Genomic DNA, 19,654 nt, shown 5'->3' with positions numbered 1-19,654 from the left:
GGTCCGTCGACGCCGTCAGTCCTCCTCTTCGACGACTTCCGGGTCCTCGATGGCCGACTGGAGGGAGTCGAGCCCGTTGACCCACTCGGAGACAAGCCCGTACTCGAGGTCCTCGACGAGCTCGATGTCGAGCGCCTCGCCGTCGATGACGCGCGTGCCGGCCTGGACCACGTAGCCGAGCGCGGCGTCGAGGTCGTCGCCCTCCTCGGCCTCGGCGGCGGCGCGCACGAACTCGCTCACGTCGCCGTCGACGACGCCGCCGACGACGTACTCCTCGGCCGCGTAGAAGACGGGGACGAGCGAGGTCTGGACGCCGTCGATCAGCATTACCTTGTCCTCGTCGTCGAACTCCACGTCGGCGAGGACGATCTCGCGGATGTCGCGGAGCTCCTCCACGGCGCGCTCCTCGCCGATGCGGTCGTCGTCGAACGCCGCGAGCACCTTCACCACGGCGATCGCCGCGTCGTCCTGGAGGTTGAGGAGGAGGCGCGCCGAGTCCTCGTTCTCGGGGTCGAGTTCCTCTTCGGCCAGCCTGTCGAGCCAGTTCTGCCAGCGTTCGTCGGTATAGAACGTTTCGACGGCGTCGTCGTCGGTCATGTGCCCTACGTCGCCCGGCCAACTCAAATGCCTTTCCTATCGATCGCCGCGCGAGACCGCGTCTCACCCGCGTGAATCCCGGATTCCCGGCGGCGCCCCCGTCCCGCGGTCGGACGCCTCCGTCCCGCGGTCGGGCGCCTCCGTCGCCCCTCCCGGACTCACGTCATCGGGTCGTCGCCGAGGTCGGGGTTCGCCCGCGCGAACGCGACGATCCGATCGACGTACGACTCGAACGGCGGGACGGAGACGTCGGTGTCCGCCAGCGCGTCGGTCGCGTTCGGGCAGCGGTAGCGGGTCGGGTGGTCGAAGTAGTCGATCGTCGCCGGCTCCACGTCGACGCCCCGGGCCGAGAGCACCCGCGCGGCCGCCTTCGCGACGGGCTTCGGCGTCGGGACCGTGACCGTCCGGCGCCCGGCGGCGTCGCTCATCGCGGCGACGAACGCCGGGACGGTGAGCGGGTCGGGGTCGCAGAGCTGGTACGTCTCGCCGACGGTCTCGGGGCGACCGCTCAGTTCGGCGATCGCGTCGACCACGTAATCCCGGGGCACGACGTTCAGCTCCGTGTCCGCCGCGCCGGGGACCGAGAACGCGACCGCGAGCCGCCGCGGCTGGGCCAAGAGGAGCCGCAGGAGGTTGTAGGGCCCGTCGAGCTTGTCGGTCTCGCCCGTCTCGCTGTCGCCGACGGCGATCGCCGGGCGGTAGACGGTCGCCGGGAGCCCCTCGGCCATCCGCTCCCGCACCGCGACCTCGGCGCGGTATTTCGTCGCCTCGTAGTGGTTGTTGAACGACTGCCCCTCGCGGAGGTCCTCTGCGGTGAACACCCCGTCGTACCGGCCGCTGACGTAGCAGGTGCTGACGTAGTGGAGGCGGTCGACGCCGACGCGCTCGGCCGCGTCGAGGACGTGTTCCGTGCCGCGGACGTTCACCGCCTCCGCGAGGTCGGCGTCGACGCTCAAGTCGTACACCGCGGCGAGGTGGTACACCTCGTCGACGCCGCCGAGCAGGTCGGGGTCGTCGAGCGCCGCGCCCAGTCCGAGGTCCGGCTCCGTGATGTCGCCCTCGTAGAGGTGGACGGCCGCCCCGTCGCCGGCCTCGTCCTTTACCTCGGCGACGATGTCGCGGGCGCGCCGCGCCGCGAGGTCGCGGTACCGCGGCTGGACGAGGCAGGCGACCGGGCCGTCGCCGCGGGCGAGCACGCGCCGGAGCAGCGCCGAGCCGAGGAATCCGGGGAACCCGGTGAACAGGACCGCCGGCGGCCGCGAGGCCGTCGCCCCGCTCACGGTTCCTCACGCTCCAGCGTCGCCTCGGTGTCGATCCCGTACACGTCGCGCGGCGTCTCGACGTGCGCCCGACGGACCGCCCCCTCGTGGCCCTCCTCCAGCAGCCAGCGCACCCGCCGAGGGACGGTCTTCGGGCCGAGCACCATCCCCGGGCGGTCGGGGTCGTCGACGAAGTCCGTCTCCATCAGGAACGGCTCGCCCGCCTCGGCGGCGCGCTCCAGCCGCTCCTTGTCGCTCATCACGCTGGGCGTGACGCCCGCCAGCTCGCCCGCGGCGTAATGTTTCACGACCTTCGAGGGATCGAGTCCGACCTCCTCGGCGACCGCCGCGAGGTCGGTCAGGTCCTCGGTCGCCTCGGTGTGGAGCTGGACCGCGCAGCCGACCTCGGCGCCCAGCTCGAACGCCCGGCGGGTGACCGCGTTCGACGCGTCCCACACCGCGTCGGTCACGTCGTAGTGGGGGCGGCCGGACTTCAGCGCGAGCGCGTCGCCGTCCGCGACGTACTCGCTCGCGGCTTCGAGTCCGCCGCGCATGAGGTCGCGGGCGGCCTCGGGCGAGAAGCCGCGCTCGTCGACGAGCCGGCTGATCAGCCCGGGGTGGACGCCGAGGACGGGCCACGCGCGCCCCGGCAGGGCCTCGGTCGCGGCCGCGACGGTCTCCAGCGTCTCCTCGAAGACGGCGCGGAAGTCGTCGGGCTCGTCGGGCTCGACGCCGAGCAGCCACGAGGGCTTGTTCACGACGAGCAGGTGGGTGCCGCCGAGCCGCGCGAACTCCTCGACGGCCTCGATCCCGCGGCCGTGTCGCGGGTCGAGGTGGAGGTGGTTGTCCAGCACGGGCGTGCCGAGGTCCTCGGTCATGGGCGTGGATTCGGCGGCGACGGATTAGAAGGATCGGTCCGCGGCGTCGTCCGCGCCGTCCGTCTCGCTCGACGTCCGTGCCGGCCGCGATCAGTCGGCGCGGTGCGCCGCGAACTCGCCGTCGGCCCGCGGCACGGTCACGTCGACGAGGCCGGATTCGATCTCGTCGCGGCGGTCCTCGAACCGCCCGGGCAGCACCAGGCGCTCGCCGAGCGCGTCCAGCGGCTCGTCGCTCGCGTAGCCGGGGTCCGAGGTGGCGAGCTCGAAGAGCACGCCAGCGAACTCCCGGAAGTAGACGGAGCGGAACCAGTGCCGGTCGATCTGTTGCGTGGGGCGGAGCCCCATCGATGCGACCGCGTCGCGCATCCCCGCCTGGTCGTCGTCGGTCGGGGTCTGGAACGCGACGTGGTGGACCGTCCCGCGCCCGGAGCTCCCGCGCCGGTCGACCGCGACCACGTCGACGTACTTCCCGACCGGGCCGCCCGCCGCGAAGCGCGTGCGCTCGCCGCCCGTCGCCGCGTCCGTCGCGGTCGCCTCCGCCTCAAGCCCCATCGTCCGGAGGAGCTGCCGGGTGCGCTCCGGCTCGTCGATCCACAGCGTCACCGAGTGGAAGCCGCGGATCGCGGCCGACTCGGGGACGTGCGCGGTCCACGCGGTCGTCGGGTCGTCGGCCGGAACCTCGACCGCGACGAGCTCGACCGGGAGCCCGTCGGGGTCGCGGAACGGGAGCACCGTCTCGCCGAACCGCTCCTCCCGGTCGTCGTAGTCGACGCCGCGCTCGTCGAACCGCTCCTCCCAGTAGTCGAGGCTCCCCTCGGGGACCCGGAACGCGGTGCGGGAGACCTGTCCGGAGCCGACCTCGCCCTCGGGGAGGTCCGTCCACGGGAAGAACGTCACGCTCGTGCCGGGCGTCCCCACGGCGTCGCCGTAGAAGAAGTGGTACGTGCCGGGGTCGTCCTGGTTGATCGACCGCTTCACGAGGCGGAGCCCGAGCGTCTCGACCCAGAAGTCGAGGTTGCGCTGCGGGTCGCCCGCCACGCAGGTCACGTGGTGGATCCCCGGCGTGGGCGTCGGGCCCTCGCCCGCGGCTCGGTCGGCGCCGTCGTCGGTGGCGTCTGTCATGTCCCGCACTACGTCGCGGAGGGACTTGAACCGGCGCGGACACGGGTGTTACCGGGTCCCGGCCGCGGCCGACGGGCGGCTCACCGCGTCCGCGCCATCGCCCGCTCGATCCGGTCGCGCAGTCGCTCCAGTCGGTCGCCGAGCGTCCCGACGGCGGCGAGGATCGGATACGAGGCGTCGAGGTCCTGATAGCAGTACGTCGCGAAGTCGATATCGTCCCCGATCGCGAGCCGGCGCTCGTGGTCGGCGAGCACGCGCTGGCGCCGCGCGGCGATCCGGTCGCAGTCCTCGACGAGCGCCTCTATCCGAGTCCGGCAGGCGTCGAGCGCGCCGAACCCGGCGGCCGCCGCCGCGGCGTCGCCGTCGCCGAGCTCGTCGTCGATGGCCGCGACCTCCGAGCGGACGGGGTCGAGCCGGGACCCGGCGCGCTCGACCGACTCGATCTCGGACTCCAAGGCGTCGAGGAACGCCTCGCGCTCCTGGACCGCGGTCTCGATGGCGCTCAGGAGCGAGCGCTTGTACGCCTCGTGGAAGCTGTCCGTCCGGGTGAGCGCGTACGCGATCTCGGGGCCGAACTCGGCCGCGACGCTCCGCTCGTAGGTGTCGTCGTACTCCGTCTCGTAGTGCGGCACGGACATCACCGTCGCCCGGTACGCGTCTCGGACCGCGACGAGGCCCGACCCGGGCGACGCCGCGCCGCCGGCGCCGTCGGGACTGCCCGCCGCCCCGCCGATCGCGCCGCCCGCGCCGCGCGTCGGATCCATCGCGGCGGGGCCCGCCGCGGTCGCGTTCCCGTCCTCGGTCGGGACCGACGAGACGCGGCCGCGGAACGCGCGGAGGGCCTCCCGCTCGTCGACGGTCCGGCGGCGCTCGACGCGGAGCGCGGCCCGCGCCGCCCGGATCGGATCGCTCCCCTCGTCCGCGTGGGTCGCTGCCATACGTCGCGGCACGCACAGTCCCCTCGTAAACGCTTATATGAGGGGTCCGGCGGTCGCCCGAGCGGTTTACACCGCTACCGAGTGCTATATATCTCCCACGCGCCCCGGACGGTCGCGGGCGCCGCTGCGACCGGGGTGAACAGCGACTTTACCGCTCCGGCCCCGACCGCCGGTATGGAGAAGGCGTCCCTCGCAGAGGCGTTCGGCTCGTTCGACGAGACGTGGTCGCCGCGGCTCGCGGCCGAGCTCAACGGACAGGCGGTCAAGCTCGTGAAGGCGGACGGGGAGTTCGTCTGGCACAGCCACGCGGACGCCGACGAGCTCTTTGTCGTCCGCGACGGCCGGCTCCGGATCGAGTTCCGCGAGGCGGACGACGCGGTGCTGGAAGCCGGCGACTTCATCGCCGTCCCGCGCGGGACCGAACACCGCCCCGTCGCCGAGCCCGAGGCCGAGGTCCTGTTGTTCGAGCCGCGCGAGACGCGCAACACGGGCGACGTCGAGACCGACGAGACCGTCACCGACGTAGAGCGGCTGGACTGAGCGCCGGCCGCCGGAGCGCGTCAGGTCGCGACGGCCCGCGCGAGCGACCCGAACAGCGGCAGCGCCAGCCCCGCCCCGACCGCGACGTAGGTGATCGGCCGCATCCCCGGCACCGCCGCGGCCGCCGGGCCGAGCGAGACCGCGAACGCGGCGAGGGCGACGACGCCCGCCCCGAGCGCGTACGCGACGCCGCGGCGGACCGTCGGCGCGGCGAGCGACGCGAGCGCGCCGGCCGCAATCAGCCCGAGCCAGTGGACCGACGCGAGCGCGACGCCGACCGCCACGGCGGCGACGACCGCGACCGCGTGCGCCCGCGGCTCCGTCCTGGCGCGCTCTACCGGCGACGGCCCGTCGCTCATCGCGACCCCTCCGTCGGCTCGAACCGCACTACCGGGTCGCCGCCGCCGAGCGGCATCGGGCGCTGGTCGTTTTCGAGCCAGCGCCGGAGCTGGTCGTCGTAGTGCTCTGAGAAGTAGTCGCCCGAGTTCCCGCCCGGGAGGACCGCGGTGGCGTTGGTCCCCGGGCGCACCACCATCCGCCAGCTCGACCCGACGGACGACTCGACGCGGTAGTTCTTCACGGTGGCGGGCGAGCCGTCCGCCGGGCGCTCCGCGTAGTTCAGGAACGGCGCCTCGCCGCCGAGCGGGTGGGTCATCGCCCGCGTGGTGTTGTAGTCGCCGTACCGCTCCCACCCGGCCTCGTCGACCTCGGCGAGCGCGTCGCCGAGGGCCGCGACCGCGAGGTCGGCCCGCGAGCGCCCGTCGAACAGCGGGTCGTCGTCGGGGAGCCGCGCGAGCGTCCAGTCGCTCGGGTAGTAGGAGTCGTCGAGGTCGGCCTCGCCGAACGCGGGGCCGAAGACGCGCTCGCGGAACGCCGGCAGGTAGCGGGCGAAGAGCAGCGCGCCGCGGGCGTCGCGCGCCATCCGGTAGTCCCACTCGTCGAGGGCGTCGGCCGCGTCGACGAGCGCCGGGCCTGGGTCGGACCGGTCGCGCACGGCGGCGACCAGTTCCGGGACGAGTTCCGGCGCGCGCCCGTCGCGCACGTCGCTCTGGAGCCCGCGGTGGAACTCGGGGTCGGTCGTCCCCCCGTCAGCCGTCCGCGCGTCCAACCGGTCGGCGATGCGCGCGCCGCGGTACGGGGTCGCGTAGTCGACGCCGACGTAGTGGATCGGGTCGTCGATCGGCCGCTGGTTCGCCGTCGAGAGCGCGTCGGGGTCGATCGCGTGCGGCTTCTCCTCGAAGGGGACGAACCCCTCCCACGAGGACTCGCCGAACGGCTCGAACCCCTCCCACTCGCCCTCGCCCGCGGAGCCGTCGAAGACCCGGTCGCCGTCGACGACCTCGCCGTCCGTCCGGCGGATCGGCAGCCGTCCGGTCGCGAAGTAGAGCGTCCGGCCGTCGGCGTCCGCGTACACGAGGTTCTGCGTCGGCAGGTCGAAGTCGCGCGTCGCGTCGATCAGGTCGTCTATCCCCCCGCTGCGCCCGTACGCCTCGATGGCGGTCGTGGTGCGCGTCGCCGTGTGGCCGGTCCACGCGACGCCGACCGTCCGCCCCTCGCGCTCGATCAGCGGGCCGTGGACGGTGCGGCGGACGCGAAGCTCCCGGTCCTCGCCGCCGGCGACCGGGATCGTCTCGCGCTCGTCGACCTCGAACGGGCGCCACTCGCCGTCGTACCGGTAGCGGTCGCCCGCCTCGTCGATCTCGTAGCGGTAGCAGTCGAGCACGTCGGCGCCGAGGTTCGTGAACGACCACGTCCCGCGGTCGTTCACGCCCGCGATGACGAACGGCACGCCCGAGAACGTCGCGCCCCGCACCGAGCGTTCGGGGGTGTCGACCGACTGCTCGTACCATAGCGGCGGCGCCTGAAGCGAGAGGTGCGGGTCGTACGCGACGGTCGGCGTCCCGCTCGCGGTGTGCTCGCCCGAGACGACCCAGCTGTTCGAGCCGACGCCGGTCGGCGACTCGAACCCGGAGAGCCAGTCGGTTAGGGCCGGGTCGACGGGGTCGACCGAGCCGCGCTCCCGACCGTTCGAAGCTCGCTCCCGGTCGTTCGAAGTCCGCTCCCCCCGCTCGCCCGCGTCGGCCAGCGCGGACTCCCGCGCCCCGTCGAGCCGCGTCTCGGTCCCGTCGAGGATCGGGTCGTCGTGGTCGTACCGCGTCGGGAACAGGGTCGCCGCGCGCTCCGCGCCGAGGCGGTCGGCGACGAGCGCGCGGCGCAGCTCCGAGAAGCTGCCCGTGAGCGTCCACGATATCTGCTTCTCCATCAGCATCGAGTCGACCGGGGTCCACGGCTCGGGCTCGTAGCCGACCAGCACGAACTCCAGCGGGAGCGGGAGGTCCTCCATCGCGGCGTTGACGCCGTCGGCGAACGCCTCGACGAGCGGGCCGGCGCGCGTCTCGGCGACCGCGTCCCAGGTGGCCGCGGCGGCGTCGGCGAAGCCCATCGCGACGTTGAACTCGTCGCTGTCGAGCGTCGCCTCGCCGATCACCTCCGAGAGGCGGCCGCGCATCACCCGGCGCTGGAGGTCCATCGCGAACAGGCGGTCGAACGCCTGGCAGTAGCCCACCGCGAAGTACGCCGCGGGCTCCGCGTCGGCCTCGACCTGCGGGACGCCGAACTCGTCGCGCGAGACGCTCGCCGCCCCGTGCGGGCTCTCGACCGTCTCGGGGAGCGACCGATCGGCTGCGTCCCACGCCCCGCCCGACAGCGGGGCGAACGAGTCGAGGAGGTCGGCCGCGTCGCTCGCCGCCAGTCCGGCGCTGCCGGCCGCGAGGACGCTCGCGAGGACCGCACGGCGTGTGGTGTCGCGTGTCACCTCCCGACCGAGGCCGCGGTCCCTCATTATTATTCGGGTCTGTCCGCGGCGGGAAACGCACATCCGTCGGCCGCTCGTACGCCGGTCCGATGGAGGTCGCGCTGATCACGGTCGGGGACGAACTGCTCTCGGGCGACACGGTGAACACCAACGCGAACTGGCTCGCCGCGGAGCTGAGCGAGCGCGGCGTCGCCGTGTCGCGGATCCTCTCGATCCCCGACGACAGGGCCGAGATCGCTGACCGGGTCAGCGAGTACGCGGGCGACTTCGACGCCGTGATCGTCACCGGCGGGATCGGCAGCACCCCGGACGACGTGACTATGGAGGCGGTCGCGGACGCGTTCGACCGCGAGATGGCCCCGACTGACCTCACGCGCGAGTCGGTCGAGCGGCGGCTGGCCGCGATCCGCGAGCGCGTCCCCGACCGCGAGTTCGACGTCGACGTCGCGGCCGAGGCGTCGGTCCCAGCGGGGAGCCGCCCGCTGGTGACCGAGGCCGGGCTCGCGCCGGGCTGCGTCGTCGAGAACGTCTACGTCATGCCCGGGATCCCGGACGAGCTGAAGGCGACGTTCGAGACCGTCGCCGACGAGTTCGCGGGCGACCGGCGCTCGCGGTTCCTCTACACCGTCGAGCCGGAGTCGAACATCGTCGACGCCCTGGAGGAGTCGACTGAGCGGTTCGATGTCGCCGTCGGCTGCTACCCGGACCGCGAGGCCGACCACAACCGGCTCAAGGTGACCGGGACCGACGACGACGCGCTCGACGCGGCCGCGGCGTGGCTGCTGGAGCGCGTCGACGCGAGCGAGACGCCGGTGTCCAGGGACTGGTGAGCACGGTGTCGCCCGCGGACCGGTTCGGGCCTCTCCCCCGCTGGTCCGATCGGACTTATGCCGGCGTCGGGCCTTCATCCGGTATGATCGAACTCACGCGGGCGGCGTACGACGACATCGTGTACCGGGCCTACGAGGGCGGCGAGGCCGAGGTCTGCGGCGTCCTCGCCGGCGACCGCGGGACGGACGGGGACCCCAGCGTGGTCACGGAGACCCATCCGGCCGAGAACGTCGCGGACACGCCCGAGATCCGCTACCGGATCGACCCCGAAGCGCAGCTCGACCTGATCGAGACCGTCGAGGCGGCGGGCCGCGACGTGGTCGGCTTCTACCACTCCCACCCCACCGGCCCGACGCACCCGAGCGAGACGGACGCCGCGCGGGCGACGTGGCCCGACCACTCGTACGTCATCTGCGCGCTCGACGGCTACCCGTTCGTCGGCTCGTGGCGCTGGCGCGACGGCGCGGACGAGTTCGAACAGGAGACGGTGACGGTCCGGAGCGAGCGGTAAAGGCCCGCCCGGTGGCCGAAATCTGGGCTTTGGCGACCGACTCGGTGGGCTCGCGGAGTTGTGGCGCGGTTCTGGTCGGCCCGGGTGGTGACTTTTTGCGCCGGTGCTCTCGGTTGCGAGACGGACGACACGTGCGCGTGTGACTTTCGACACTTCCTTCACGAACGGCAGGGAAATGTATGGGTTGGGGCGGATTCGAACCGCCGGCCTGCTCCGTGTGAAGGAGCCGTCATAACCTGGCTAGACCACCAACCCGCTCACTCCGAGGTATCCGACGTCCGGACTTAAGAGTTACTTTACGCCGAAGCTTCATTTCGCGGCCGCCCGGATCCCTCGTCGTGACTCACGAACTCCGCTTCCTCGAACGGCTCCGCCAGAGCGTCGCGAGTCTCCTCCACGCGCCGCTGTCGCTCGTCGGCCTCTACGCCGAGCGAGAGACGCCACGAGAGCAGTACGCGCTTACGCTCCGCGAGCCGTACCCGGTCGTCGAGGCGCGGCTCCACCGGCTCGGGTTCGTTCGGAACCTCGTCTCCTCGCTCAAGTACCGCGACTACGAGACGCCCCCGCAGACGACCGTGGCCAGTTGGGTCCGGTACCCGGAGGGGCCGCTCGAAAGCGACGACCAGCTTCACCTCGCGCTGTACGCCGGGGCCGACCGTTCGACGACCGACGTGTACGCTCACTGGGAGCCGTCGTGGATCCGGCACCCGATCCGCCACTACCGCGCGACGGACGTCGACGCCGAGGAGGGGATCCGACGGGTGCGGTCGCTGTTCGAGGCGGCCGATATCGAGTACGCGGTGCTGCCCGCCGAACAGCGAATCGGCGGCGACGCGGCCGCGACGGCCGGCCCACCACTGAAGTAACTCGGCGTACGCGATCGCGCCGAACGGAGCGCCGTTACTCCGCGGCGGTGTCCTTGCCGCGGTACTCCGCGACGCGCTTCCGAGCGGACGCGACCGCCTCGCGGGCCTCGCCCTCGGCGCGCTCTTCGAGCTCCTTCAGGTCCGCTTGGAGCTTGTCCAGCCGCGAGGGCTCCGGCTCCTCGTCGTCCCCCTGGCCCACGAGTTCTTTCACCCGTTCCTCGACGGGCGCTAACTCCTCTTTCACGCCCGCCTTCGCGTGGTCCGCCGCTCGACCGAGGTAGTACCGTGCGTCTTCGAAGTGCTTGCTCATATCTGTCCCTTGGTGAAGGGCAGATATAACCTTTGTGGCGGCGCACCGAGGACAATATTCGTCGCGGCGCGCCGCCCGATCCGAACGCCGAGCCCAACTCGGGAACGCCGAGACCGCGCCGAGGGATTACTCTCGGGCGCCCGGCGGCAGCGGGTCCGCGTGGTCCGCGATCGCCTCGGCGACGCGGTGGGGGTGTTCGTGGACGACCCAGTGGCTCGCCTCGTCGATCACAAGCAGCCGGCCGTCGGCGCAGCGCTCGACGCTCTCGTGAGCCAGTCGGCGCGCGAGGAACCGGTCCTGTGCGCCCCAGACGACCAGCGTCGGTACCGTCACCTCCGTCGTCGCCGGCTCGGGGCGGTCGCGGACGATCGCGCGGTACCAGTTCACCATCGCCTCGAAGGCGCCGTCGCGGTCCCACGCGCGGCGATAGCGCCGCAGGTCTTCGTCGGTGAAGGTGCCCGGCGCGCTCGTGTCGCGTAACGCGTTCGCCGCGAGCCGCCAGTTCCCGGCGCTGGCGATCGCTTCGGGCAACCTGGGGAACTGGAACGCGAGCACGTACCAGCTCTTGAGCCGCTGGTCCCACGAGGTGCGGAGCGCGCGCTCGAAGACGCTCGGGTGCGGGACGTTGACGGCGACCAGCTCCGAGACGCGGTCCTCGTGGTGGAGCGCGAGCCACCACGCCACCGCAGCGCCCCAGTCGTGTCCCGCGACGGCCGCCGTCTCCCGATCGTACGCGTCGATCAGCCCGACCACGTCGCGCGCGAGTTCGTCGATCCGGTAGTCGCGCACGGCCGAGGGCTTCTCGGAGCAGTTGTAGCCGCGTTGGTCGGGGACGACGACGCGGTAGCCCGCGTTCGCGAGCGACGCGATCGCGTCGTGCCAGCCGTACCAGAACTCGGGGAAGCCGTGGAGCAGGACCAGCAGCTTCCCGTCCTCGGGACCGGCCTCGACGACGTGGAGCGGCACGCCGTTCGTCTCGACCGCGCGGGATCGGCCCGGAACCGACTCGGGAATCTCGTCGTCTGGGACCGACTCCGGCAACGCCCCGTCGTCGACCGGCCGGCCGGTTGGCGTCTCGTCCATGTCGACACGGTGTGCCGGCACCGGGAAATAGGTACGCTCGACGGGAGATGCCCGGGATCGAAATCCTCAAGCCGCTGGCTATCGCCGTTCCAGGTATATTCGCGGATCCCGAAGTCCGCCGCGGTGTGCGCGTTCTCCGGGGATTCGCACCGTACCCTATGACATCTGACTCGTCGACCCCTTCAGCCGCGGACGCGGACGCGTCGTCCGACGACGCGCCCGTCTCCAACGTCGTCTTGGTCACGGTGGACTCGCTTCGCGCGGACGCCGTCTCCCCGTACGACGCCGAGCGCCGCTCGCCGGTGATCGACGACCTCGCCGACCGGGGGACGGTGTTCGACCGCGCGTTCGCGACCGGCAACTGGACGCCGTTCTCGTTCCCCGCCATCCTCGCCTCGGAGCCGGTGTTCGCGCGGACGGGCGACATCGGCGTCGACGAGTCGGTGACGCTCGCGGAGGCGGTCTCCGAGGCCGGGGTCGCGACCGGCGGCTTCAACGCCGCCAACGGGTTCCTCACCGAGCACTGGGGGTACCCCGACGGGTTCGACGAGTTCGAGCCGTTCGTCACGAGCGTCGGCTCCAGCGTCTACAGCCGGTACCTCGCCGCGCACCCGACCGTCGAGGCGTGGATCCAGCTCGCCACCTCGCCGATCCGCCGCCTCGGCTCGAAGCTCCGCGGCGACAGCGACGACCGCCCGTTCCTCGACGCCTCGCGCATGTTCGACGTCGAGGACGCCGCGACCGCGTTCGTCGACGACACCGAGGAACCGTTCTTCCTGTGGGTCCACTACATGGACACCCACACCCCGTACGTGCCCGCGCCGCGGTACATCCGCGAGGTGTCGGACGGCATCGTCGGCACCCACCAGATGCTCCACGCGCACGCCCGGACGAGCCTCGGCCTCGAAGTCGACGAACGAACCCTCACGGAGCTGCGGACCCTGTATCAGGCGACGGTGCGACAGGTCGACGCCAGCGTCGGCCGGCTGCTCGACGCGCTCGACGCGGGCGGCGTCCGCGACGACACGGCGGTCCTGCTCGCCGGCGACCACGGCGAGGAATTCCAGGAACACGGCCACCTCGCGCACTACCCGAAGCTGTACGACGAGCTGATCCGCGTCCCGTTCGTGGCCGACGTCCCCGGGCTCGACGGCGGGCGCGTCGACGGCCGGGTCGGGCTGGACGCCATCCCGCCCACCGTGGCCGACCTCCTCGGCGTCGACGCGCCCGACGACTGGCACGGCGAGTCGCTCCTCCCGGCGCTGCGCGGCGACGGGACGCCCCCGGAGACAGACGAGGAGTCGGCGGCCGACCCGGTCGTCTCGGTGACCGTTCGCGGCGGGGACGTGACCCAGCAGCCGATCCCCCGGTCGCTGTCCGACGGCGACCTGTTCGTCAGCGCACGCGACGAGGACTGGACGTACATCGAGAACGTCGACGCCGGCGGGCGAGAGCTGTACCACCGCCCCTCCGACCCGACCCAGCAGACGAACCTCGCGGTCGACCCCGACGCGGAGGCGCAGGCGGTCATCGATCGGTTCGCGCCCGTCGTCGACGCCCACGCGGAACTGCTCCGCGAGCGCGGTGCGGCGGCGGCCGCGGCGGCCGCCGAGCGCGGCGAGGACGAGGGGGAGGTCGACGAGGACCTCGAAGCCCGCCTCGAAGCGCTCGGGTACAAATGATCAGAGCGGTCCTGCGCGACCTCGCGAGCGGACCGATCGCGGTCCAGATGCGCCGGTTCGTCGTCGTCGGCGCGCTCACCGCCGCGCTCCAGTTAGCACTGCTCTGGCTGTTCGTCGACACCGCGGGACTGAACTACCTCGTCGGCGCGGCCGTCGCCATCGAGATCACGATCGTCTGCTCGTACGTCCTCAACAACGCGTGGACGTTCCGCGCGAGCCGCAACACGGGCGTCTCCGAGTACCTCACCGGACTGCTGAAGACGAACCTGGTCCGCGGCACCGCCATCCCGATCCAGCTGGGCGTCCTCGCCGCGCTCGTCGAGTGGGGCGGCGTGATGTATCTCGTCGCGAACGTGGTCGCGATCATCATCAGCGGCCTCTACCGCTTCGTGCTCGACGCGCAGTGGACGTGGGGGTAGCCCCGGAGTCGACCACCGCCGGATTGCCCGGCCCGCAACGCGCCGCGCGCCTCAGAACGGCAGCCGCGGCTCGACCCGTTCGACGAGGTCCCGGACCGCTTCCTGCTTGTAGTAGCCGACCGCTGACGCGGCGACGACCAGCCCGACCAGCGCCATCGCCGAGAGGAACCGCCCGCTGGCGAGCTCCCCGCCGGCGTACACCGTCAGCACGTACGCCGGGAGCCGCCCCACGGCGATGACGCCCATGAACGTCGGCAGCGACCACTTGGTGAGGCCGCTCAGGAAGCAGATGGCGTCGTCCGGGAGGCCGGGGATGATGACGAACGCGAACAGCCCGGGGACGCCGACGGTGTCGACGAACCCGTCGAACCGCTCGATCACGTCCTCGTGGATGACGTTCTCGACGAAGGAGCGCCCGTACCGCTTCGAGAGCGAGAAGGCGACCGCGCTGCCGATGAGCACGCCGGTGAGGCTGTACACGGTTCCCCAGAGCGAGCCGAAGAGGAAGCCCGCGACGAGGGCGACGACCTGTCCCGGAATCGGGGCGACGACGACCTGGAGGGCCTGGAGGCCGATGAACACGATAGGGGCGAAGACGCCGAACTGATCGAGCCACGTCCGGAGGGCCTCGGCGTTGGTGAGGAAGCCCGCGTAGCGGCTCACGAGGACGTAGAGCCCGACCGCGAGGACCGCGACGCCGACCGCGGCCGCGATCCCCCGCCGGCGGTCCGCCCGCGAGGAGAAGAGTTTCATTCGTGTCGTAGCGGGCGACAGAGGGACTTGAACCTTACCAACGTCTGAATCGGATCTCGCTCGTCTCCCCTGGGTACGTCGGCGGGCCCCGATCCCGGCCGCGCCTCACGCCAGCGGCTCCGCGCTCCAGTACGCCATCCGCATCGGGATCCCCTCGGCGTCGCGGTAGTCGGGGTCGCCCGGCAGGAATCGGAGTTCGTCGGCCGGCCGGCGCGCGACGGCGGCGAGCGCGAGCGCGTCGATCGCGTCGTCGACGGTCGCGTCCGCGGCCTCCGCGAGGTCGGGCGCGTCGTCGGCCAGCCCCCGACAGATCTCCCCGAGCGCGGCGCCCGGCTCGCCGAAGTGGTCGGCGAGCGCGTCCAGCCGCTCGCCGACGCCCGGCGCACCGGTCTTCGAGTGGTCGAGTGGCCGCCCGGCGAGCCCGCGGAAGCACACCTCCGGGTGCGCCTCCATTACCGCCTCGCGCGCCGCCTCGTCCTCTCGAAGGAACGCGTCGACCTCCCCGACCGCCGGCGCGATGTGGTACGACTGCCGGCTCAGTCCCTTGTCGAGGTCTCGTCGGTTCCGCTCGCTTACGGTCTCGTAGTCGCCCCCGTCCGCCGCCGCCTCACACGCGCCCCGAGAGGGGACGGGGAAAACGCTGCTCGGTCGGCCGCTGGCCGACCGCGCGGCCGCGTCGACGGCCTCTCGGGCCGCCAGCGTCTCCGCGTCGTCCGGGAGCCCGATCGGCACGTCGACCAGGATCCGATCGACGCCGTCCGCCCACAGCGCTTCGAGGTCGCGTTCGAGGCGCGCGTCCGGCTCGCCGTCCCCGTCGATCACGACCGCGAGCCACGCGCCGCCCGCCCAGTCGACGCCCGCGACGGTGTCGGTTGGCATTACCGATCGGTTCCGGCTCTGGACACTCAATCGGTTCGGTGCGTCGGAAACCGACGGCCGTCGCTCACCGAGGCGAACGGATGCGGGAGAAGTGGGCCGGCACGACGGCGACTTAGGGCTTTGAGCGGCCCGCTCGGTAGTGTCTATTTCTCGATTCATCTTACTGGGTGCTGAAATCAAGTTCATCGTCGAAGTTGAGTTTCTGGAGGTGATCGCGACGGCTGTTCATCTGGTCGTGGTAGCGCGACCACCGCTGGGACTCGGTCGCCCAATCGTAGTGATCGCGGATGGTCTGGACCGAAGCGTTGACGCGCTGCGCGACGACCTCGGGCGGAATCCCCGCGTTCAGCATCCACGTCACCGCGCCCGTTCGAATCCGGTGCGGGGACCGGGACGACGGGCACTTGCTCGCGTGCTTGAACTCGGTGAAATCACAGCTGGTCCGCTGCTTTCCGTGCGGGCAGTCCGAGTGAAGACACGGGAGGGTCGCGACGTACGACCAGGTGCGTATCGTGTTCTCGGTCGGGCGCCCGTATCGGCTCGCGAGGTAGGGCTGCCGATCGTGTTCGTCGCGAACGTCGTAGCGGTTCCCGAGGAACTCGCGTAGAACGATCGCGGTCTCATCAGGGACCGCGACCGCACGTTCCCCGTGCTGTTTGTTCTTGAGCGGAGTCCCCGTCTCCGGCCGGTGATGAAACTCGACGTACCCCTCTTCGGGGTACACGTCGTGAACGTCGAGCGCACGGAGACCACCCTGCCGGGCGCCGGTGTGCCACGCGAGTTCGAGGAAGGTGTGTTGCCGGGTCGCCCGGTGAACGTCGGAGTCCCGGTAGTAGTTGAGCAGCGAGAGCGCCGCCTCGGTCGATAGGCTCTCTGAGTTCGCGCGTTCGGACGCGTCGATGTCGGGAACCCGCACCGAATCGGAGAGGTCGTCGACGGCGCCGATCTGTTCCAGGTACTCGGTGAACTTCTGGAGCGTCCACATCTCTCCTTCGAGGGTCGCCGGTGCGACGGCGCCGCTGCGCAGCTCGTAATACTCGTCGAGGTCGTAGCCGCGGAGGTCGCCGATCCGTTCGACGCCGATCCCTTGGCACCACTCGACGAACAGCTTCAGCCGGTACTTCCACGATTTGACGCTGGCGTCGGTCGAGTCGGAGCGCCGCCGACGGAGGTAGCGGGTGACCGCCTCCCGAGGATGGAGGTCGCCCGGGTCGCGCGAGCGGTCGCGGCTCACAGGTAGCCCTCCGGTGCGTCGAGGATCGGATGATCCGGGTGCGCCTCGGCGAAGTGGTCGAGGTAACCGGCCACCTGTCGCGCGTACCTGGTGAACCCGTCCGGCGGATCGGGCTCGATGGAGGCTCCGCACACCTCGCAACTGGAGAGATCGCGGGTTTCGGTCGCCGCGATCAGTCGGGGATTATCTCTCATCACGACCTGCTATTCTGAGGCTACCAAAATATAGTTTGTCCCTGTAGCGAACGTTTCTTATCTCGGATTATATAATGTCGCGCCCTCGATAGCGGGTATGCGAAAATCCGGGAAATGGATGGTTCTCCTCGACGAGCGGATTCTAGAGCTGTTCGTCGAGTCAGATGAGGATTACCTGTCCGTCTCCGAGATCGCGGAGCATCCCCGGATTCCGTACAGCTCTCAGTACGTAGGCCAGCGGAGCAGGAAGCTCGCGAACCACGGACTACTGTACGCGGTTGGGAACGGGATGTACACGCTGACCGACGAGGGAGAGGCGTATCTCAAGGGGGAGTACAATGCGGCAGAGAACGGGAACGCGGAGGTATCGACGAGTGAAGGCGCTGGTGAGACTCAGGACGAGGCTTAGATGTGTAAGATGCGTCGGATGGGTCAGTGGATGTATCCTGTTGATGAAAGGATTCTCGAACACCTTTCCGAGGAATCATGGGCCTCTCCTTCGACTATGGCAGCAGAACTAGAGTTTAGCCAATTGAACGTTGACGCGGAGTATATTGAACAGCGGTGTGAACAACTGGTCAGCCGCGAGCTGATCATTCCAATAGTGGAAGATGGTGAAATGTATGAAATCACGAGATGGGGGCTTGCGTATCTAAGGGGGGATCTAGACGCAGGCCACCTGCCCGTCTGGTCATAAAATGCTCATTGAGACTGTTCTAGGTGCGTTCGTACTTATTATCGCGATAGGCGTATTAATTGGAACAGTCAAACCAGACTACTTGTCAAGCTTCATTGTAGCAATTGGTCTACTAATCGCTCTGCCGATTGTTCTTCTCATCAAGAGTGTCAAATTAGCTGTCTGGCTGGTTGCTTTCTTTTGGACGCTGTTCCTGAACATTGGATATTTAATTGGAAAGTCCCTCCTCAAATTCTTAGTAGTGACGGTAGTCGGTATTATTCAGGGGTCAATCACAGTTGTAACTACCCCCATTAAGTATATCGGACGAGCCGCAGAAACGGGCGTTCAGCATATCAAGAATCTGGAATTCAACTTGGGACTACTCTCTAATATCATCTCAGCTAGGGAGATGATGGTTGACATCATCGTTGATGTTGACGATGTTGAGGCCAAATTAGAGAAGGAGGACGAGTATCGAGATGAGTTTGTTCGAGTAAAAGAATCAGGCAAAAACAAGCTATCATTTGGCGAATATACTTTGTCGCTCTCAATAGGAATTCTCCTAATCATCACGCAGGCTCTCTCAATTCAACCATTAGGAACTACTATTCGGGGGATCCCGCTTAGCCTCGGAATAGAAATTGGTCTAGTTCTAATTGCTGTCTCAATTACCTACAGAATAATTATCATTGAATATCTTTGCTACTCGGGCGACGAAAAGTTTGGTTCTCTGGAGAAAATGGATGTAGCCCTTTCCTATCAAAAAGGCATCGCCAATGTGGGGGTAGTTCAGTTTCTATCTTTCTTAGTATATTTCGGGATGTATATCTCAGACGTTGATACCGATGTACTCAAACCAATTTTGAAGCGATATTACCGTGACGAAAACTATATTGATGCTATGAGATTTGCCGCAGAACAAATCGAGTGGAAGTAATATTTGAGGATAAGAGCCTGCGCGACCCCCCACAAGGAGGGGCCGCGCAGGCTCCCGCCCACTGACATGGGTGGGTGAGTCGGTGGGTGGATCACCGTGTTTCGCTGTGATTATCACTTTGCTTCAACTATGAGGTAGCTTTATTTTCCATGTATTTGAGCGGTATATGTGAAACTGAACGATTACCTGATTGACAAGGAGGAGGTGACAGCAAAGATCGGAGCGTTCGACGATCCAGACTCGTTTGTCGATTCGAGCGAAGGAACACTCGCCTGTACACCGTATAGATTGGTATACATCAACGGAAACGATGTTACCGACATCTCGTTGAAGGGAGTGAACTCAATCAAATACAGAGATGAGGGGTATCCGATGCGGTATCTCGGATACGGTCTCATTGGTATCCTGCTCGGAATTGTAGTATGGTTTGTACGGTTCTTCCTGGAACTTGGGGCGATGGTTCCCGGAGAACTGGGATGGTTGTTTGTCGGAATATTCGTTCTTAGTGGGTTCGGAACGTGGATTCAGGGGCTATTTATGCGCCGATCCAGTCTGAAGGTGTTCACACCGAACAAGACGTACGAGTTTTATTCAAAAGAGGCAGGTCTGGATGAGATCGGTCACGCCGTACGGGGCCACGAAATGAAAGCCTGAGCAGCTAGAAGGAGCGTTCTGACGAGAATAGATTTTCCTGCGAATAAACCATCGTAATGGTCTTCAGTTTCTAGAAATTTGAATAGCCTCGGGGGTGAGATCCTCAGTGATGGCATCTTTCGGAGACCTGATGGAGCGTTATAACCAGTTCGTTGCCGATCGTGATTGGGATCAGTTTCACACGCCAAAGAACCTCGCTGAAGCGATCAGCGTCGAGGCGAACGAGTTGCTCGAAATCTTTCTCTGGCACGACAATCACCCCTCCGAAGAGGTCCGCTCCGACCCGGAAGTACGGGCTCGCGTCAAAGAGGAGGTCGCCGACGTGGTGATCTACTCGATAGCGATGGCGGAGCAGTTCGACATCGACCTCCCCGAGGCCGTCGCGGAGAAGATGGAGGACAACGAGGAACGCTTCGACGAGGAGACGGTCGCAGAGATCACCGAGGACCTCAGCGATTGGCAGCGCGACTGAG

At 68.6% G+C, this 19,654-nt stretch carries 24 protein-coding genes and 1 tRNA gene; 11 read left to right on the top strand and 14 right to left on the bottom strand.

The genetic code is table 11. The features are described 5' to 3' along the window. Nucleotides 1–15: 15 nt before the first annotated feature. From EXE48_RS08885 to EXE48_RS08865, 5 genes are all read right to left on the bottom strand, one after another. The gene (locus tag EXE48_RS08885) at nucleotides 16–597 is read right to left on the bottom strand and encodes a DUF2150 family protein (RefSeq protein WP_053772747.1); all 582 of its coding nucleotides are present in this window, start codon (nucleotides 595–597) and stop codon (nucleotides 16–18) included. Between the two features lie 158 nt (nucleotides 598–755). Then, a complete protein-coding gene (locus EXE48_RS08880; protein WP_137704451.1) occupies nucleotides 756–1,877 on the bottom strand; it encodes an SDR family oxidoreductase in 1,122 nt (373 codons plus the stop codon). Continuing rightward, nucleotides 1,874–2,734 carry a TatD family hydrolase gene (locus tag EXE48_RS08875; RefSeq protein ID WP_137711250.1) on the bottom strand — a complete coding sequence of 287 codons (861 nt, stop codon included), beginning with the start codon at nucleotides 2,732–2,734 and terminating at the stop codon, nucleotides 1,874–1,876. The genes EXE48_RS08880 and EXE48_RS08875 overlap by 4 nt, the downstream gene beginning before the upstream one ends. A 90-nt stretch (nucleotides 2,735–2,824) precedes the next feature. Beyond that, nucleotides 2,825–3,856 (bottom strand): ring-cleaving dioxygenase, encoded by a 1,032-nt coding sequence (locus EXE48_RS08870; protein WP_137711249.1) that lies wholly within the window; start codon nucleotides 3,854–3,856, stop codon nucleotides 2,825–2,827. 80 nt (nucleotides 3,857–3,936) lie between these two features. Then, the gene (locus EXE48_RS08865) at nucleotides 3,937–4,794 is read right to left on the bottom strand and encodes a DUF7260 family protein (RefSeq protein WP_053772743.1); all 858 of its coding nucleotides are present in this window, start codon (nucleotides 4,792–4,794) and stop codon (nucleotides 3,937–3,939) included. Nucleotides 4,795–4,968: 174 nt separating this feature from the next. Here EXE48_RS08865 and EXE48_RS08860 point away from each other — a divergent pair, with 174 nt between their 5' ends. Beyond that, complete coding sequence (locus EXE48_RS08860; protein WP_137711248.1) at nucleotides 4,969–5,334, top strand: cupin domain-containing protein; 366 nt, start codon at nucleotides 4,969–4,971, stop codon at nucleotides 5,332–5,334. A 20-nt stretch (nucleotides 5,335–5,354) separates the two neighbouring features. Here the strand turns inward: EXE48_RS08860 and EXE48_RS08855 are convergent, their stop codons facing one another. Then, nucleotides 5,355–5,693, bottom strand: coding sequence for a hypothetical protein (locus tag EXE48_RS08855; RefSeq protein ID WP_137704447.1), 339 nt, complete (start codon nucleotides 5,691–5,693; stop codon nucleotides 5,355–5,357). Beyond that, entirely contained in the window at nucleotides 5,690–8,149 is a 2,460-nt protein-coding gene (locus tag EXE48_RS08850) for a penicillin acylase family protein (RefSeq protein WP_137711247.1), read from the bottom strand. The genes EXE48_RS08855 and EXE48_RS08850 overlap by 4 nt, the downstream gene beginning before the upstream one ends. Nucleotides 8,150–8,238: 89 nt before the next feature. Here EXE48_RS08850 and EXE48_RS08845 point away from each other — a divergent pair, with 89 nt between their 5' ends. Together EXE48_RS08845 and EXE48_RS08840 are read left to right on the top strand one after the other, a co-directional pair. Beyond that, nucleotides 8,239–8,979 carry a competence/damage-inducible protein A gene (locus tag EXE48_RS08845; RefSeq protein ID WP_053772740.1) on the top strand — a complete coding sequence of 247 codons (741 nt, stop codon included), beginning with the start codon at nucleotides 8,239–8,241 and terminating at the stop codon, nucleotides 8,977–8,979. An 83-nt stretch (nucleotides 8,980–9,062) separates the two neighbouring features. Further along, nucleotides 9,063–9,491 carry a desampylase gene (locus tag EXE48_RS08840; RefSeq protein ID WP_053772739.1) on the top strand — a complete coding sequence of 143 codons (429 nt, stop codon included), beginning with the start codon at nucleotides 9,063–9,065 and terminating at the stop codon, nucleotides 9,489–9,491. Nucleotides 9,492–9,671: 180 nt separating this feature from the next. Here the strand turns inward: EXE48_RS08840 and EXE48_RS08835 are convergent. Continuing rightward, nucleotides 9,672–9,746 (bottom strand) — tRNA-Val (locus EXE48_RS08835). An 83-nt stretch (nucleotides 9,747–9,829) separates the two neighbouring features. On the opposite strand from EXE48_RS08835, the gene EXE48_RS08830 reads away from it, so the two are divergent. After that, on the top strand, nucleotides 9,830–10,357 hold the full coding sequence (locus tag EXE48_RS08830) for a hypothetical protein (protein ID WP_053772738.1): 528 nt from the start codon (nucleotides 9,830–9,832) through the stop codon (nucleotides 10,355–10,357). 34 nt (nucleotides 10,358–10,391) lie between these two features. Here the strand turns inward: EXE48_RS08830 and EXE48_RS08825 are convergent, their stop codons facing one another. Together EXE48_RS08825 and EXE48_RS08820 are read right to left on the bottom strand one after the other, a co-directional pair. Next, nucleotides 10,392–10,667 carry a DUF7553 family protein gene (locus tag EXE48_RS08825; RefSeq protein WP_137711246.1) on the bottom strand — a complete coding sequence of 92 codons (276 nt, stop codon included), beginning with the start codon at nucleotides 10,665–10,667 and terminating at the stop codon, nucleotides 10,392–10,394. 126 nt (nucleotides 10,668–10,793) lie between these two features. Beyond that, nucleotides 10,794–11,750: an alpha/beta fold hydrolase gene (locus EXE48_RS08820; protein WP_137711245.1), complete on the bottom strand. Its 957-nt coding sequence runs from the start codon at nucleotides 11,748–11,750 to the stop codon at nucleotides 10,794–10,796. A gap of 158 nt (nucleotides 11,751–11,908) precedes the next feature. Here EXE48_RS08820 and EXE48_RS08815 point away from each other — a divergent pair, with 158 nt between their 5' ends. Together EXE48_RS08815 and EXE48_RS08810 are read left to right on the top strand one after the other, a co-directional pair. Beyond that, entirely contained in the window at nucleotides 11,909–13,432 is a 1,524-nt protein-coding gene (locus EXE48_RS08815) for a sulfatase family protein (protein WP_137711244.1), read from the top strand. Next, on the top strand, nucleotides 13,429–13,851 hold the full coding sequence (locus EXE48_RS08810) for a GtrA family protein (RefSeq protein WP_053772734.1): 423 nt from the start codon (nucleotides 13,429–13,431) through the stop codon (nucleotides 13,849–13,851). Before EXE48_RS08815 ends, EXE48_RS08810 begins: the two co-directional genes overlap by 4 nt. A gap of 51 nt (nucleotides 13,852–13,902) precedes the next feature. Here EXE48_RS08810 and EXE48_RS08805 read toward each other — a convergent pair whose 3' ends face one another. The 4 genes from EXE48_RS08805 to EXE48_RS08790 all read right to left on the bottom strand — a co-directional run bounded on the left by EXE48_RS08805 (nucleotide 13,903) and on the right by EXE48_RS08790 (nucleotide 16,911). After that, entirely contained in the window at nucleotides 13,903–14,604 is a 702-nt protein-coding gene (locus EXE48_RS08805; protein ID WP_053772733.1) for a TVP38/TMEM64 family protein, read from the bottom strand. 105 nt (nucleotides 14,605–14,709) lie between these two features. After that, on the bottom strand, nucleotides 14,710–15,483 hold the full coding sequence (locus EXE48_RS08800; protein WP_053772732.1) for a DUF429 domain-containing protein: 774 nt from the start codon (nucleotides 15,481–15,483) through the stop codon (nucleotides 14,710–14,712). A gap of 160 nt (nucleotides 15,484–15,643) precedes the next feature. Then, nucleotides 15,644–16,717, bottom strand: coding sequence for a tyrosine-type recombinase/integrase (locus tag EXE48_RS08795; protein WP_137711243.1), 1,074 nt, complete (start codon nucleotides 16,715–16,717; stop codon nucleotides 15,644–15,646). Continuing rightward, complete coding sequence (locus tag EXE48_RS08790) at nucleotides 16,714–16,911, bottom strand: YbdD/YjiX family protein (protein ID WP_137711242.1); 198 nt, start codon at nucleotides 16,909–16,911, stop codon at nucleotides 16,714–16,716. Before EXE48_RS08790 ends, EXE48_RS08795 begins: the two co-directional genes overlap by 4 nt. Nucleotides 16,912–17,008: 97 nt before the next feature. Between EXE48_RS08790 and EXE48_RS08785 the strand changes: the two genes are divergently transcribed. The 5 genes from EXE48_RS08785 to EXE48_RS08765 all read left to right on the top strand — a co-directional run bounded on the left by EXE48_RS08785 (nucleotide 17,009) and on the right by EXE48_RS08765 (nucleotide 19,653). Next, nucleotides 17,009–17,320 carry a winged helix-turn-helix domain-containing protein gene (locus EXE48_RS08785; protein ID WP_137711241.1) on the top strand — a complete coding sequence of 104 codons (312 nt, stop codon included), beginning with the start codon at nucleotides 17,009–17,011 and terminating at the stop codon, nucleotides 17,318–17,320. Further along, complete coding sequence (locus tag EXE48_RS08780) at nucleotides 17,321–17,608, top strand: winged helix-turn-helix domain-containing protein (RefSeq protein ID WP_514111746.1); 288 nt, start codon at nucleotides 17,321–17,323, stop codon at nucleotides 17,606–17,608. A gap of 1 nt (nucleotide 17,609) precedes the next feature. Then, on the top strand, nucleotides 17,610–18,527 hold the full coding sequence (locus tag EXE48_RS08775) for a hypothetical protein (protein WP_137711239.1): 918 nt from the start codon (nucleotides 17,610–17,612) through the stop codon (nucleotides 18,525–18,527). A gap of 168 nt (nucleotides 18,528–18,695) precedes the next feature. Then, the gene (locus EXE48_RS08770; protein WP_137711238.1) at nucleotides 18,696–19,181 is read left to right on the top strand and encodes a hypothetical protein; all 486 of its coding nucleotides are present in this window, start codon (nucleotides 18,696–18,698) and stop codon (nucleotides 19,179–19,181) included. A 109-nt stretch (nucleotides 19,182–19,290) separates the two neighbouring features. Then, entirely contained in the window at nucleotides 19,291–19,653 is a 363-nt protein-coding gene (locus EXE48_RS08765) for a nucleotide pyrophosphohydrolase (RefSeq protein WP_137711237.1), read from the top strand. Nucleotide 19,654 lies beyond the last annotated feature (1 nt).

The organism is Halorubrum sp. ASP1 (assembly GCF_005435135.1).
GTDB classification, from domain to species: domain Archaea; phylum Halobacteriota; class Halobacteria; order Halobacteriales; family Haloferacaceae; genus Halorubrum; species Halorubrum tropicale.
This window is presented reverse-complemented; position numbering and strand designations above follow the sequence as displayed.

Excerpts from the sequence above, each read along its gene's own strand:
- EXE48_RS08840 (WP_053772739.1), top strand. The coding sequence starts at position 9,063 with ATGATCGAACTCACGCGGGCGGCGTACGACGACATCGTGTACCGGGCC.
- EXE48_RS08885 (WP_053772747.1), bottom strand. The coding sequence starts at position 597 with ATGACCGACGACGACGCCGTCGAAACGTTCTATACCGACGAACGCTGG.
- EXE48_RS08765 (WP_137711237.1), top strand. The coding sequence starts at position 19,291 with ATGGCATCTTTCGGAGACCTGATGGAGCGTTATAACCAGTTCGTTGCC.
- EXE48_RS08800 (WP_053772732.1), bottom strand. The coding sequence starts at position 15,483 with ATGCCAACCGACACCGTCGCGGGCGTCGACTGGGCGGGCGGCGCGTGG.
- EXE48_RS08785 (WP_137711241.1), top strand. The coding sequence starts at position 17,009 with ATGCGAAAATCCGGGAAATGGATGGTTCTCCTCGACGAGCGGATTCTA.
- EXE48_RS08790 (WP_137711242.1), bottom strand. The coding sequence starts at position 16,911 with ATGAGAGATAATCCCCGACTGATCGCGGCGACCGAAACCCGCGATCTC.
- EXE48_RS08815 (WP_137711244.1), top strand. The coding sequence starts at position 11,909 with ATGACATCTGACTCGTCGACCCCTTCAGCCGCGGACGCGGACGCGTCG.
- EXE48_RS08775 (WP_137711239.1), top strand. The coding sequence starts at position 17,610 with ATGCTCATTGAGACTGTTCTAGGTGCGTTCGTACTTATTATCGCGATA.
- EXE48_RS08875 (WP_137711250.1), bottom strand. The coding sequence starts at position 2,734 with ATGACCGAGGACCTCGGCACGCCCGTGCTGGACAACCACCTCCACCTC.
- EXE48_RS08870 (WP_137711249.1), bottom strand. The coding sequence starts at position 3,856 with ATGACAGACGCCACCGACGACGGCGCCGACCGAGCCGCGGGCGAGGGC.
- EXE48_RS08845 (WP_053772740.1), top strand. The coding sequence starts at position 8,239 with ATGGAGGTCGCGCTGATCACGGTCGGGGACGAACTGCTCTCGGGCGAC.
- EXE48_RS08825 (WP_137711246.1), bottom strand. The coding sequence starts at position 10,667 with ATGAGCAAGCACTTCGAAGACGCACGGTACTACCTCGGTCGAGCGGCG.
- EXE48_RS08780 (WP_514111746.1), top strand. The coding sequence starts at position 17,321 with ATGTGTAAGATGCGTCGGATGGGTCAGTGGATGTATCCTGTTGATGAA.
- EXE48_RS08820 (WP_137711245.1), bottom strand. The coding sequence starts at position 11,750 with ATGGACGAGACGCCAACCGGCCGGCCGGTCGACGACGGGGCGTTGCCG.
- EXE48_RS08810 (WP_053772734.1), top strand. The coding sequence starts at position 13,429 with ATGATCAGAGCGGTCCTGCGCGACCTCGCGAGCGGACCGATCGCGGTC.
- EXE48_RS08855 (WP_137704447.1), bottom strand. The coding sequence starts at position 5,693 with ATGAGCGACGGGCCGTCGCCGGTAGAGCGCGCCAGGACGGAGCCGCGG.
- EXE48_RS08860 (WP_137711248.1), top strand. The coding sequence starts at position 4,969 with ATGGAGAAGGCGTCCCTCGCAGAGGCGTTCGGCTCGTTCGACGAGACG.
- EXE48_RS08865 (WP_053772743.1), bottom strand. The coding sequence starts at position 4,794 with ATGGCAGCGACCCACGCGGACGAGGGGAGCGATCCGATCCGGGCGGCG.
- EXE48_RS08805 (WP_053772733.1), bottom strand. The coding sequence starts at position 14,604 with ATGAAACTCTTCTCCTCGCGGGCGGACCGCCGGCGGGGGATCGCGGCC.